Origin of the sequence: Sphingomonas trueperi (assembly GCF_040545965.1) — a bacterium.
Taxonomy (GTDB): domain Bacteria; phylum Pseudomonadota; class Alphaproteobacteria; order Sphingomonadales; family Sphingomonadaceae; genus Sphingomonas; species Sphingomonas trueperi_C.
Genome location: NZ_JBEPMV010000002.1, coordinates 687420 through 700793, shown reverse-complemented (window position 1 = coordinate 700793; position 13374 = coordinate 687420). Strand labels below are relative to the sequence as shown.

The window sequence follows — 13374 nt, the reverse complement described above, 5'->3', positions numbered from 1 at the left end:
TCTGTAGCAGCCGCTTGCCTCCCCTGGCTTAGGGACATGCCAGGCTAGGTGATCCCTTGCACCGGCAGAGGTAAGCGGAGGTTAGTCGGCCATGCTGGGCAGCAGCGCCCGCGCGGCACGGATGTCGGCGAACACGTCGTCGCCCTCGGTGGTGGCGAGCACCGGCGCGAGGATCGCCTGCGCAGCGCTCGGCTCGGCGAGCCGCGCCAGCGAGGTCGCTGCGCGCAGCGACCACAGTCCCGCGCCCTGTTCCTGGGCGAGCGCCAGGGCCTGCTCGAAGCGGCGCTGTGCACCGGCCAAGTCGCCGGCATCGTGCTTGGCTTCCCCGTCGGCGCGGAGAATTTCCGCCGTGGCCCATTGCGGCGGACCGGCTTCGGCGCGTGCAACCACCTCCGCATCGCACAGTGCGGCGCAGGCGGTGACGAACACGTCCTTGTCGTGCGGGAGCGGCGGCCGCAGCTGCTCCAGCGCGGGCAGCTGCGGCACCTTGCCAAGGCGGAGATCGGCGATCCGCGTGAACCAGTCGGCGAGCTCGGCCATATAGTTGAAGCGGTTGGCCTCGGCCGTGCGGGCGAGCAGCCCCGCATAGTGGCGGGCGAGCTCGTCGTCGCCCAGCCAAAGCGCGATCGGGCAGGCAGCGCTGCTCAGCAGATAGCAAAAGGAATTGGAATTGCGCAGCCGGTGGGCATCGATCGCCGCCTCCATGATCATCGCCTTGGCGCTTTCCAGCTTGCCCTGGATCGCCAGGGTCACCGCATGGTTCCCGCGCGTGATCGTGGAGTGGTCGAAGCGGAGCACCGCGCCATAGGATCCCCGGCCGGTAAGCCCGCGGACGAGATCGCTGCCCATCGCCGCCGCCTCGTGCACGCGGCCGGAGCGGAGCGTCATGACGGCGATCACGCGGCGGGCAAAGGCCTGCAGCTCGGGATCGAGAGCGGACCCCTCCGGGCCGAGCATCTGCTGCGCGAGCGTGAGCGCTGCTTCATGGTCCCCCAGGATCGTGCGATGGCCGGACAGCAGCCAAAGGCCGGTGGCGCGAGCCAGGGGATCGCCGATCTTCTTGCCGATCCGCAGCACCTGCGTCGCCGCACGGACAAAGGCTTCGCTGGGCCGATCGGAATTGTAGAGCAGCACGCACAGGCCGTTCTGAAGCTGGATCTCCTCGGGGCCGCCGGCTTCGCCGAGCGCCTCCAGTGTCGCCAGCGCGCGCTCCAGCCAGGCGTTGTACTCGCCGAACTGCGACATCCCGAGCCACAGCGGTGCCGAGGCGATCGTCAGCCGCACCCCCAGGCGCATGTCGCCGGCTTCGCCGAGCGACCAGGCGAGCGCCGCGCGGACATCGTCGATTGCCGGGCCATAGCGTTCCCACCAAACCGTGCGCTCGAGCCGGGACCAGTCCGCCTGCGCGCGCGCCAGCACACCACCCACCCATTCGGCGTGGCGGCGCGCAGTAACGCCTGCCAGCCCGGACTCCTCCAGCTTGCGCCGCGCATAGGCCTTGGTGGTCTCGAGCAGGCGATAGCTGACGCCGTGCGGCGCGGTCTCGACGACGAGCAGCGACTTGGCTGCGAGCTGCAGCACCGCCTGTGCGGTCTGCGTCTCTGCCTCCTCGTCCAGCGCCGCCATCTGTACGGCGGCGGGCAGATCGAAGCCGGCGCGGAAATTCGCAAGACAGGCGAGTACGGTGCGCTCCACCGGGGAGAGCAGCTCGAAGCTCCAGTCGAGCATCGCCTCCAGCGTCTCGTGCCGGGCGAGGGTGCGGCGGCCGAAGGCCAGCAGCGACAGGCGGACAGTGAGGCCGCTGGAAAGCGCATCCAACCCGACCATCGGCACCGCCGCCGCCGCCAGTTCCAGCGCGAGCGGCAACCCGTCGAGCGATCGGCATACGGTTGCGATCTGCAGGGCATTCTCCTCGGTGATCGCGAAGCCACCCATAGCCGCGCCGAGCCGCTCCGCGAACAGCGCGACGGCAGGATTGTCCGCGATCATGCCTGTCGTGTCGGCAACGGCCGGCACGGGCAGGGGCTGAAGATGCACCTGCATCTCGCCGGGCACGCGGATCGGTTCGCGGCTTGTCGCCAGCAGCTTCACGCGCGGACAGGAGCGCAGGACCGTGTCGGCGACATGCGCGACCACCCCGATCAGATGCTCGCAATTGTCAAGCAGCAGGATCAGTTCGGATTCGCGCAGGCGATCGACCAGGACCGACGGGGTCGTGTCGCGCCCCATCGGGCTTTGCAGCGCCGCCGCCGCGGCCGCGGCGACATGCTCGACCGTCGCGCAGTTGGTGAGGTCGACGAAACACACCGGCGTCTCGTCGTCGAGCCCCGTCAGCGCGGCCAGCGCGACGCTGGTCTTGCCGATCCCGCCCGCGCCGACGATGGTGACGAGCCGGTGGAGATGGATGCAGGCGAGCACCTGCGCCACGCTTTCTTCCCGGCCGATCAGCCGGTTGACCTGCAGGGGCAGGGGGAGCGGCCGGAAGCCGGGCGGCGGTGCGACCTCGTCGCTCTCCTCCCCGGCATCGTCGACCGCCACGTCCGCGCTGAGCCTATAGCCGCGGCCGGGCACGTTGACGATTTCCACGTCGCTGTCGGCGGCACGAAGCGCCCGGCGGATCGCGCTCATGTGGACGCGAAGGTTGTTCTCCTGGACGAACAGGTTCGGCCAGACATGCTCGTTGATTTCCTGGACCGAGACGACCTCGCCGGCGCGCTCGGCCAGCAGCGCGAGAATCGCGAGCGCGCGGGAGCCGAGGCCGACGCGCACGCCGCCGTTCAGCAACTGCTCCCGTTCGGGCCGAAGCTCGAACGGGCCGAACCGCAAGATCCTCTCGGTCATGGCTGTGCCGCCATTGTTAAGCCCATCAGCGTCCCCCCGAACATACCGTTAGCGCTAACCTATGCGCGAATTAGCAGCTCTTGGCATCTGTTAAGTGGGGAAGCGTCGCGGCTTGGAGTATCCGCCACGAGCAGAGGGGGACGATCGGCAACAATGTTCGACGCCGCCCGATCACCATCATGGGGAGACTGTGTATGCGCCGGGCAGATCCTGCCGCGCCGGCCCGTGCCGGCGAAGAACCGTTGATCGAAGAACCCACCGCCGATGCCGTGCGTGGCCAGTTGGAACGGCTGCGCACCCATGCGTTCGCCGGTTCGGGCAAGCTCTTTTCCTTCCTCCGCTTCGTCGTCGACGAGGCGCTGGCGGGGCGGGGAGCGACGCTCAAGGAACTGGTGATCGGCATCGAGCTCTATGGGGGCGTCGTCGACTATGATCCGCGGATCGATTCCACGGTGCGGGTGGAGGCGCGGCGACTGCGGCGCAAGCTCGATGCCTATTATAGCGGCCAGGGCGCCCACGACGCGGTGATCATCTCGATGCCGACCGGCAGCTATGCACCCTGCTTCCGGATGCGCGTCGAGGCCGAGCCGGTGCTGCCGAAGCTGCCCGAGCCGGTCGTTCGTGCGCCGATGCTTGCCGTGCTGCCGTTCACCGCCTTGTGCGGGGAAGAGCGTGCGTTCGCCGCCGGCCTTACCGACGAGCTGATCCATGCAGCCGAGCGCGCCGTCCGGTTCCGCGCGGCGCCGCGGGCGATCATGTTCCAGTTCCGCGAGACCCGCTATTCGCTCGACGTCGTCGCAGCCGAGGCGGGTGCCGATCTCGTGCTCCACGGCACGGTGCGGTGCGCGCAGGACGTGCGGCGGATCGCCATGGAGCTCTCCAATCGCTGGGGCCAGATCCTCTGGTCCGATCGCATGGATGTCGCCGGCGACGACGATCTGGCCGCCCAGGAGCGGATCGCGGCGGAAATCCTCACGCGGCTGCCGACGGCCGTGGCGGAGCCGAGCTGACAGCGGTGTCTCCCTCCCGGGATACCGCCAGCCTATCTGCGTCGCGGGCGACCGCGTCCAGTTCCGCCCCCGCACCCGGCTGCGCGAGCAGCAGCGACGATTCCAGCCGATCGATGCGCGCGAGCAGGTCGTGCCGCGCCTCGACCCATTCGGGTGCGGGGCGCAGGCGCTCCGGCTCGAACGATGCGAGTTCGACCGAGCGGCGAAGCGTCGCCGCTGCGGCCATGGCCTGGCTGATGCGCGCTTCGCGCACGGCACCGCAGGCGCCGGCTGCCTGGCGGAGCAGCGCGATCAGGCGGGCGATCGCCGGGTCGATCGTCCTGGCCACCGACACCGGCCAGAGCCGAGTGAACACCAGATAGGATATGCCGGTGCCAAGCAGCACGCCCAGCACGCGGTCGCGCGAGAGGGTGAGGTCGAAGCCCGGCCCGTGCCCCTGCAGCGTGCACAGCAGGAAAGCGAAGGCGAGCTGGAATCCGGCATAGGAAATCCGCGCATCGCCCGCCGCAATCCAGCTGGCGAGGAACATGCCCGAGGCGATCACTAGTAGAATGCCGGTGATCGAGGTGATCGCGGGCAGAACATAGACGATCGTCGCGAGCCCCAGCGCCGCGCCGACCAGGCATCCGGCGATGCGCAGCGACAGCTTCTCGATGGTCTCCGCCGCCGTGCCCAGGCCGACGATGTAGCAGGTGATCATCGCGGTATGGATGCCCGGCCAGTCCCACAGCGCGAACAGCAGGTAGCAGAGCATCGCCCCGATCGTGACCTTCAGCGCATATTCGACGTGCGCCGGGTTGGTGAAGGCACCGGCGACGAAGAAGCCGCTTTTCGCTCCATGTCCCTGCGCGGGCGGCGGCGGCGGGGTGGTGGCGAAACCGGTGATCGCCTCGTCCAGGATGGCGAGGACGGGCGTGAGGTCGGCCGGAACCTTTGCCGGCCAGCACGGCGCTTCGATCTCGACAGGATAGCCGCCGCTCGCGAGGATCGCCGCCATGGCGCGCAGCGTTGGGGCGAGCGCGACCGCGAGGGCTTCGCGCGCCGTCGCATCGGTGGAGCGGTCGATCAGGTCGACCGCTGCCAGGATCCGCACCGTCGCCGCGGCCGCGGAGCGATAGGCTTCGCTTGCCCGCGGCGTCAGCGCGCCTTCCACCTTCGCAAGCTTGAGCAGCCCGGGCGTGCCCAAAGCGGCTTGATGGCGGAGCGCATCGAACTGCGCGCGCCCTGCGTCTTTGGGGCCTTCTAGGAGGTCGGCAGCACTGCCGAGCGCGCGCGCGAGGAGCCCTCCCGCGAGCCGGCGCGGCGCTGGTGCGATCAGCAGGTCGGCGAGCACGGAAACGCTGGCAGGCACCCCAACGAACAACAGGGCATAGAGCAGCCCGCGCGTTGCCAACTCGCCCCCGGGCAGGCTGCCGAGCAGATCGAGGACATAGGCGGTGATCAGCGCCATGCTCGATGCGAAGGGGCGCAGCTTGCTCGCCGAGCCGAGGAACATCAGCCCGAAGGAAAGGACGGCCATCGCCACCGTCCGCCAGAAGGGAGCATTGATCAGCAACGCGGTGACCGGGACCAGCGAGAAGACCACCACCGTCATGAACAGCTGCATTACCACGGCTATCGCCAGGCTGCTCATCCGGTCCGGGCGATTGAGGAATAGCGCGAGATAAACGATGAGCGCCGGATCCGGAATCTCGAACCACAGCCCGATGAGCGCCGAGCCGCAGCAGACCAGGGTCAGCCGCAGCGCGAAGACGAGGCGGTCCGGCGTGTTCGCCCAAAGCGCCGCCCACGCCGCGGCCAGCGGGCCGGCGCGTTCAACGCTTGCAGGCACTGCCGGACCGGATCTGGATGACGGCGCTCGCCCCCAGCCGCATCAGCGTCGCCGGCGGCGCGGTCAGGCGAACGCGCACCGGGAAGCGCTGGGCCACACGCACCCAGTTGAGCGACTTCTCCACATAGGGCAGTGCGCGCGGCACGTTGATGCGGTCGCCGTCGAGCACCCCGGCGCCGATGCCGGTCACCACGCCGCGGATCGGCTGGGTGCGGTCGATCATCGTGTAGACGGTGGCGCAGTCGCCCGGCGCGATCCGCTTGAGCTCGGTCTCGCGGAAATTGCCCACGGCGAACCACGCGTCGGCATTGACCAGCGTGAAGATCGACTGGCCGGGCGCGACCATCTCGCCCGACAGGACCGAGAGCCCGGTCACCCGCCCGGCATGGTCGGCGCGGACGACGGTGTTGCCCAGCGAATGCTCGGCGACCGCGAGTGCGGCTTCGCGCGCCTGGATGTTCGCGGCCGAGCTATCGGTCGTGTCGATCGCGGCGGCGGTGCCCTGGCGCTGCGTTTGCGCCTGGCGCAGGCTGGTGGCGGCGTCGCGCTCGTTGGTCTCGGCCTGGTCGAGCTGCTGGCGGGGGACATAGCCCTGATCGGCGAGCGGCCGCAGCCGCGCGACCGTCCGGCGGGCGAGCGCGAGGTTGGCCTCGGCGCGCGCGATCTGCTCGGCGGCGACGGTGGCGGCGGAGCGTTGGGTCGATACCGCACGGCCCTGGCTCGCGTGCGAGGCGCGGGCGAAGGCGAGGTCGGCGCGCGCCTGGGCGACCGCTTGCTGATAGGGCACCGGATCGATGCGGAATAGCAGCTGGCCCGGGCGGACGAGTTGGTTCTCGGTCACCGCGATCTCGACGATGCGGCCGCCGACGGCCGCGGCGACATGGACGACCTCGGCATCGACCGCGGCATCGTCGGTGGAGGGATGGGCGCTGCTGCGCTGCAGGGCGTAGAGGCCGAACGCGATGGAGACGAGGATGACGGCGATCGACGCCAGCCGCGCGCCGATCCCGAAGCGGGGTTTCCCTTCTGCGCGCATCGTCACAGCCCCACGCAGAGCGCGGCGACGACCAGCCCCGTGGTGGTACCGATCGCGGTGCACAGCAGCAGCTGGTAGGGCAGCCGGTGCGAAAGGCCCGACACCACCATCAGCGTGCGGGCGAGGCCCGCCGCGACGCAGCCGATTACCGCGCACGCCAGCCAGATCGGGAAATAGGCGCCGAAGAAGACAAGCGAGGGCGCCCCGCGCGCGCAGCCGGCGGCCGGCACCGCGAGGAACGCTGCGGCCAGGCGCACCGCGATGCTGTCCGGCCTGCCGAGCCGGGTGGATAGGGGGCTGGTACGCACGTCGCCGTCTCCGAGATTGCTGTCGGGCCGGTTTCGCCGTGCGGGCGATGCTTCGGGAGTGAGGCCGGGTTGGTGCGATCGGCTCACCCGGGCTAACGTCTCCCAGGGGCGCTCGTGACTAGAACGCGATCCGCTCCGCTTGGGAGAGGTCGGGGCGAGTGGCGGCGGGAGCAGGCCGGCTGCGCGTCCCAACCCTCTTGCGCGCGTGCCCGGTCGGCTTCCGCCTTTTAGCGGCCAAGCCGTTCCGCCAGCCAGCGCGCGGCGGTATCTGGACTTTGCTTGTCGGTATCGCGATCGACCAGGTAATTGGCCTGCCGCATCCGCTCGACGGGCACCGCGCCGATCAGCGGGCGGAGCGCTGCCTGGAAGCGCACGTCGTTCGCATGGCGGGGCGAGACCAGCAGCACCGCGTCATAGCCTGGAATCGCGCCCTTGGGGTCCTTCAGTACCGTCAGCCCCTGCGCGGCGATCCGGCCGTCGGAGGAGAAGGCGGGGATCACATCGGCGGTGCCGCTGGTCAGCGCCCGGTACATAAAGGTGGGCTGATAGGGATGCGCCTCGGCGAAGCGCAGGCCATAGGCGCGCTGCACCGCCTTCCATTCGGAGCGTTCGAGAAACTCGATATCGGTGGCGAGCTTGAGCGACGGGGCCACCTTGGCGAGATCGGCAATGGTCGCGATGCCGCGCCGCTTGGCATCGTCGCCGCGCATCACGAAGGCATAGGCATTCTCGAAGCCGAGGCTCCCCAGCAGCGTGACGTTGTTGGTGCTCTTGGCCCAATCGGCGACGCCGCGGACGATTGCCGCGCGGGGCGGCACGTCGTTGCGGTGCATCTGGTTGGTCCAGATCGTGCCCGAGTAATCGACATAGACGTCGATCGCATCGCTCGCCAGCGCGCCATAGGCGACCCCCGAGCCGAGCCCTTCGCGGTACCGCACGCTGTAGCCCGCCGCCTCCAGCCGCGCGCCGATCAGCCGAGCGAGGATATATTGCTCGGAAAAGCCCTTGGCGCCTATCGTCACCACGCCGCGGCTTGCCGGCCAGGTGGGGGCGAGGGCGGCGAGCGCGCCGGCGGCGAGCAGGCCGAGGCTCAGCCACACCAGGATGTGGCGGCGATGGGCAATGCCCCATTCGGCGAGGCCGAGCAGCGCGTCCACCGCCAGCGCCAGCCCGGCGGCTGCGATGCAGCCGGCGAGGACCAGCGCCCAGTTCTGCGTCTGCAGCCCGGCGAAGATCAGGTCGCCCAGGCTCGGCTGGCCGACGGTGGTGGAGAGCGTCGCCGCGCCGATCGTCCATACTGCGGCGGTGCGGATGCCCGCCATCACTATCGGCGCGACCAGCGGCGCCTCGACCAGCCGGAGTTTCTGCCAGCGGGTCATGCCGACGCCGTCCGCCGCCTCGCGCACCGCCGGATCGAGCGTGACCAGTCCGGTCACCGCGTTGCGCAGGATCGGCAGCAGGGCATAGAGGGTGAGGGCGAGCAGCGAGGGCAGGAAGCCCAGCGCCGGGATGCCGCCGCCGACCAGCGCCGAGAGCGACAACAGCAGCGGATAGAAAAGCGCGAGCAGCGCGAGGCTGGGGATGGTCTGGATCAGGCTCGCCAGCCCCAGCGCCGCACGGGCCAGGCCGCGATGCCGGGCGGAGAGCACCGCCAAGGGCAGGCTGATCACGATGCCGAGCAGCAGCGCGGCGAAGGCGAGCAGCAGATGCTGCGCCAGCAATTCGGGTACGCGGGCGAAAGCGCTGGTCATCGGGCGAGCGCCGCCAGCCGCTCGGCTTGTTCGCGCGGCACCGCGACCAGCGCATCGGCCGCCGCGCCGCCCTTGCCGGCGAGCAGCTCGCGTGGGGAAGCGTCGCCGACGACGCGGCCGGCCTCCATCACCAGGATGCGATCGGCGAGGAGCAGCGCCTCGGCCATGTCGTGGGTGACCAGGATGGTGGTGAGCCCCATGGTCTCGTGCAGCGCACGGATTGCCTTGCCGAGCGCATCGCGGGTGACGGGATCGAGCGCGCCGAACGGCTCGTCCATCAGCAGCAGCCCGGGCGCGGTGGCGAGCGCGCGGGCGACGCCGACGCGCTGGCGCTGGCCACCCGACAGGGCGTCGGGCATCCGCGCGGCCATCGCTTCGGGCAGGTCGACCAGCTGGAGCAGTTCGGCAACGCGTGCCTGCCGATCCTTTGCGCCGGCCAGCTTGAGGCCGATCGCGACATTCTCGCCGACGGTCAGATGCGGGAACAGCCCGACATTCTGGAAGACATAGCCGATCCTCCGCCGCAGCAGGTGCGGCGGCTCGGCGCCGACCGGTTCGCCGTCGATCAGGACTCGGCCCTCGCTCGGCTCGATCAGCCGGTTGACCATCTTGAGCAGCGTCGACTTGCCCGAACCCGAGGCGCCGACCAGCGCGACGAAGCTGCCGCCGGCGATCTCCAGCGAGACGCCGTCGACCGCCCGCGCGCCCTTCGCATAGGATTTGCTGACGCCTTCAAAGGCAACGCTGCGCAAGGGCTCGGGCATCGTCCACGCTTGTGGGCAATGTCGCGGCAAAGGTCAAAGCGCGACCTTAGTTGGGCCGGATCGCGATCCCCGCCACCACCGCGTCGCCGCCGACCGGCTCGAAGGCCAGCACCAGCCGCCCGCCGCTGCTCTTCACCTGGAAGCTGCGGGTGGTCGCCTTGTTGGCGCCGCCCGCTGCCTGCATCGGCGAGAAGCTATCGATTACCCGCTGCCCGTTCGCCAGCACTGCGAAGCTGCGTGCGGCGCCCTTGGCGGCGTCGGGCTCGAAGCTGGCGATCGTCACCGTCCAGCTGCCGTCGGGCAGGGGGATTTCATAGCCGAACTTGCCCTCGCGGTAGCTGCCGAACAGCGCCGGGCTGTCGGTCCCCTCTACCTTGGGCGGCGGCGCGAAGGGCGAGCGGCCAGCGAGGACCTTCGGCGTGCCGCCGTGGAAGAAGTCGTCCGAGCCATAGCGGTCGCCGCCCATCATGCCCCCGACCAGCGCGCCGGAATCGATGAACACGCCCTTGCGCGGATCGGGCGCGGTCCAGTCGATCGCATCGGTGACCTGCTTGCCGCCGATCGTCGCCGTTGCCACGAGATGGTTGGCGCCCGGCGCCAGCGCCACGCCCGGCCACACGCAAATCCGATCGGGGCAGGCGACCTCGCCAACCGGCTTGCCATTGACCGAGAGCGACACCCGATCAGCGTTGGAATAGCCGCGCACGTCGGTCACCGCATAGGCGCGGTCGACATAGCGGCGGCCGTTGAGGTGCAGCACCGGCGCGTCCGACCAGCTCGCCTGGATGAAATAGAAGGCATCCTTGCGCGTCTTGCGGTCGTAGGAGACCAGGCCCTTGGTGTTGATGTCGGTCGCATCGCCTTCGTTGCGCATGGTCGTCGCGAAATCGAACAGGTTCCACAGCCAGCTCGCCGAGAGATAGGGGCGGGCGCGGATCTGCTTCCAATTCTCCTCGATCGCGAGGCTCTGATATTCCTCCGGCTGAGGGCGGCCATAGGAAGCGACCGGGCCGCCGCGCGGATTGTCGCTATGCTGGGTCATCGCACCCCCGGCACCCCATTCGCTGAGGCCGATCGGCAGCGTCGGGTGCTTGGCGTGGAGCGCGTCGAGCGCCGGCCCAACGCCGTCCAGATCGCCATAATACCAGCCATAATAGCGGTTCAGCCCCATCACCTGCGTCACGCCGTTGAGGCTGGGCGATCCTGCCATCGACAGCACCGAGGGCGTGTCCTCGCAGCAATCGGCATAGACGGTGGGGCGGCTGGGATCTTCCGCGCGGGCCAGCTTGTCGAGCTGCTCCAGCATGGCGCGCGACTGGGCCGGCTTGCCGCCGCCGCCCTTGCGCATCGCGTCGATCGCCGCGCCGATATCGGCCTCGTTGCCGACCGACCAGAGCAGGATCGAGGGGTGGTTGTAATTCTGATGGATCAGCTCGCGCAGCTGTTCCTCGGCGTTGGCGATCGTCTCGGGCGCCGGCGGCTGGCTGGGCTCGACATTGGCCTCATGGACGAAGGGGAGTTCGGCCCACACCACCATGCCTGCCTTGTCGGCCTCGTCGGTCCATTCCTGGGCGTGCTGATAATGCGCGTGGCGGATCGTGTTGGCGCCGAGTTCGAGCGCGAAGGCCATGTCGCGGGCATGATCCTCGGGGGTGAGCGCCCAGCCCTTGCCGCCCACATCCTGGTGCCGCGAGACGCCGTGGAGCGGGGTCGGCTTGCCGTTGAGGATCAGCCCGCGGTTCGGATCGAAGACGAAGCTGCGGATGCCGAGCGGCTGGACCTGCCGATCGATCACCCGGGCGCCGTCGCGCAGCTCGCTGACGACGCGGTAGAGATAGGGATCGGCGCGGCCCTGCCAGAGCTGCGGGTTGGCGACGGTGAGGCTGCGCTCCACCGCCAGCGCCTGGCCCGGCGCGAGCGTGGCGGGCGCTCGATCGGTGGCGATCGTCTTGCCGGTCGCGTCCTGGATGGTGGTGGTGAGGGTCAGCGTCCGGGCGCGGGTGCCGAGGTTGCGCAGCAGCGTCTTGGCGGCGACCTCGGCACTGGTCGCCGAGACCTTCGGCGTGTGCAGATACACGCCCGGCCCGCCATGATCCGAGAGGTCGATATGCGCGTCCTCCACGGCGATCAGGCGCACGCCGCGATAGATGCCCCCCTGCACGAAGAAATCGCCGCCGAGCGGGATGACATGCTCGGTGCTGCTGCCCGGCGCGGCGGCGCTGTTGTCGGCGCGGACGACGAGGCTGTTGGCGCCGGGCTTGAGCGCGCCCGTCACGTCGATCCGGAAGCGGCCGAAGGCGCCGGCATGGCTGCCCAGATGCTTTCCGTTCACCCAGATGTCGGCGATCTTGGATACGCCGTCGAATTCCAGGAACAGCCGCCGGCCCTGCAGCGCCGCCGGCACGGTGAGGCTGCGGCGGTACCAGCCCTGGCCCTGCCGCATGTCCGCATTGGGGGAACGCGTCACGGCATAGGTGCCGACCTTATTCCAAGTGTGCGGCACCGCCACCGGCTGCCACGCGGCATCGTCGAAGCCCGGAGCGGCGGGGGCTGTGTCGGCATCGCCGAAATGGAAGCGCCAGCCGGTGGAGAGATCGATCGTCGCGCGGGGTTCGGCGCTGGTTTGCGCCTCGGCAGAAACCGGCGCCACAATCGCAACCGAAGATAGCAGGAGGGTGGCCAAGACCGAGGCGGTGCGCATAGCGATGTCTCTCCCACGGCAGTCGCGTGCCGCGCCGCCTTATTGGTCATACCACTCGCACGGCAGTGGCCTGTCAATCAAGATCATCGCATGGATGCAAATGCATCACTCGGATTTATACCGAGCCTCCCAGCGTCCGCCGGTAGAAATCGAGCGTGAGGGCCATCGCCTGCAGGAACAGCGCGGGATCGAAGCGCGGGCCTTCGTCCCGCAGAAAGGCGTGCTGGGCGTTGAACTCGTGCCAGGCATAGGATGCGCCGACTTCCTCCAGCCGCGCCCGGATCGCCTCGCGCCCGGCAAAGGGGATATGCGGGTCCTGCCGCCCCCAGACGAGCAGCAGCTCCGCCTTCAGCTCGGCCATGCGCGCGAGGCTGTCGTCGCTGCGGCCCTCGCCGAGCGTGCCCGAATGGATGTCGGTGGGGTAGAAGCACGCCGCCGCCGACACGCGCGGATCAAGCGCGGCGCGATAGGCGAGATGGCCGCCCAGACACACTCCGAAGGTGCCGAGCTTGCCGGAGCAGGCAGGATGCGCCGCCAGCGCGGTCAGCGCCGCCGTGGCGTCCGCGTCGAAGGCGGCGACCGGCTTGGTGATCTTGAGTGCATTGCCGCGATCGGTGCCCGCGGGATCATAGGCGAGCACGGTGCCGGCGGGCTCATATTCGTGATAGACCTCCGGCACCGCAACGAGCAGGCCGTTGCCCGCAAGCATCGCCGCCAGCCGCCGGATAGGGGCCGTCACCTGGTAGATCTCGGAAAAGAGCAGCACGCCGGGGAAGCGACCCTCCACCGCCGGGCGGAACAGGTGCATCCGCATCGTGCCGCCGCCGGGCACCTCGATGTCCTGCGTTTCGTCGCTGCGGATGATCATGGGCTGCTCCCTTTGCTGATTCAGCGGCGGCTTTACACGAGAGCGGCCGTAGAGGAACCTTTCCTGCCCACCAGCCGTCATCCCGGCGAAAGCCGGGATCCATTGGCGCTCCGTTTCGGCTCTTGCCGGTACCGAGAGGCGACTGGATCCCGGCTGTCGCCGGGATGACGATGGCTGTGGGCGGATCGTGCCTCAGCGCGCGCCTATGCTATCCACAGATTCGTCGGCGCCCCCGCTGGACAGCCCGGCGCCTGCCCGAATAGC

Annotated in this window: 9 protein-coding genes; 1 reads left to right on the top strand and 8 read right to left on the bottom strand. The window is 69.5% G+C overall.

Annotated elements, in window-relative coordinates; translation table 11 throughout:
- Positions 1–81: 81 nt before the first annotated feature.
- The gene (locus ABIC35_RS07160; RefSeq protein ID WP_121077898.1) at positions 82–2841 is read right to left on the bottom strand and encodes an ATP-binding protein; all 2760 of its coding nucleotides are present in this window, start codon (positions 2839–2841) and stop codon (positions 82–84) included.
- Between the two features lie 194 nt (positions 2842–3035).
- Between ABIC35_RS07160 and ABIC35_RS07155 the strand changes: the two genes are divergently transcribed.
- Positions 3036–3851 (top strand): hypothetical protein, encoded by an 816-nt coding sequence (locus ABIC35_RS07155; protein ID WP_121077896.1) that lies wholly within the window; start codon positions 3036–3038, stop codon positions 3849–3851.
- Here the strand turns inward: ABIC35_RS07155 and ABIC35_RS07150 are convergent.
- From ABIC35_RS07150 to ABIC35_RS07120, 7 genes are all read right to left on the bottom strand, one after another.
- The gene (locus tag ABIC35_RS07150; RefSeq protein ID WP_121077894.1) at positions 3814–5682 is read right to left on the bottom strand and encodes an FUSC family protein; all 1869 of its coding nucleotides are present in this window, start codon (positions 5680–5682) and stop codon (positions 3814–3816) included. The genes ABIC35_RS07155 and ABIC35_RS07150 overlap by 38 nt on opposite strands.
- Complete coding sequence (gene mdtN / locus ABIC35_RS07145) at positions 5666–6718, bottom strand: multidrug transporter subunit MdtN (protein ID WP_121077892.1); 1053 nt, start codon at positions 6716–6718, stop codon at positions 5666–5668. Before mdtN ends, ABIC35_RS07150 begins: the two co-directional genes overlap by 17 nt.
- A gap of 2 nt (positions 6719–6720) precedes the next feature.
- Positions 6721–7026, bottom strand: a complete 306-nt coding sequence (locus ABIC35_RS07140; RefSeq protein ID WP_220667359.1) for a hypothetical protein — start codon at positions 7024–7026, stop codon at positions 6721–6723.
- A gap of 227 nt (positions 7027–7253) precedes the next feature.
- On the bottom strand, positions 7254–8777 hold the full coding sequence (locus ABIC35_RS07135) for an ABC transporter permease/substrate-binding protein (protein WP_121077890.1): 1524 nt from the start codon (positions 8775–8777) through the stop codon (positions 7254–7256).
- Positions 8774–9541, bottom strand: a complete 768-nt coding sequence (locus ABIC35_RS07130; RefSeq protein WP_121077888.1) for an ATP-binding cassette domain-containing protein — start codon at positions 9539–9541, stop codon at positions 8774–8776. The genes ABIC35_RS07135 and ABIC35_RS07130 overlap by 4 nt, the downstream gene beginning before the upstream one ends.
- A 46-nt stretch (positions 9542–9587) precedes the next feature.
- Positions 9588–12242: a glycoside hydrolase family 2 TIM barrel-domain containing protein gene (locus ABIC35_RS07125; protein WP_121077886.1), complete on the bottom strand. Its 2655-nt coding sequence runs from the start codon at positions 12240–12242 to the stop codon at positions 9588–9590.
- A 115-nt stretch (positions 12243–12357) separates the two neighbouring features.
- On the bottom strand, positions 12358–13110 hold the full coding sequence (locus tag ABIC35_RS07120; RefSeq protein ID WP_121077884.1) for a dienelactone hydrolase family protein: 753 nt from the start codon (positions 13108–13110) through the stop codon (positions 12358–12360).
- Positions 13111–13374: the final 264 nt, after the last annotated feature.

What these genes read in the sequence shown, in the direction of transcription:
- ABIC35_RS07155 (WP_121077896.1), top strand. Translation starts at nt 3,036, where the DNA reads ATGCGCCGGGCAGATCCTGCCGCGCCGGCCCGTGCCGGCGAAGAACCG.
- ABIC35_RS07130 (WP_121077888.1), bottom strand. Translation starts at nt 9,541, where the DNA reads ATGCCCGAGCCCTTGCGCAGCGTTGCCTTTGAAGGCGTCAGCAAATCC.
- ABIC35_RS07125 (WP_121077886.1), bottom strand. Translation starts at nt 12,242, where the DNA reads ATGCGCACCGCCTCGGTCTTGGCCACCCTCCTGCTATCTTCGGTTGCG.
- ABIC35_RS07160 (WP_121077898.1), bottom strand. Translation starts at nt 2,841, where the DNA reads ATGACCGAGAGGATCTTGCGGTTCGGCCCGTTCGAGCTTCGGCCCGAA.
- ABIC35_RS07120 (WP_121077884.1), bottom strand. Translation starts at nt 13,110, where the DNA reads ATGATCATCCGCAGCGACGAAACGCAGGACATCGAGGTGCCCGGCGGC.
- mdtN (WP_121077892.1), bottom strand. Translation starts at nt 6,718, where the DNA reads ATGCGCGCAGAAGGGAAACCCCGCTTCGGGATCGGCGCGCGGCTGGCG.
- ABIC35_RS07135 (WP_121077890.1), bottom strand. Translation starts at nt 8,777, where the DNA reads ATGACCAGCGCTTTCGCCCGCGTACCCGAATTGCTGGCGCAGCATCTG.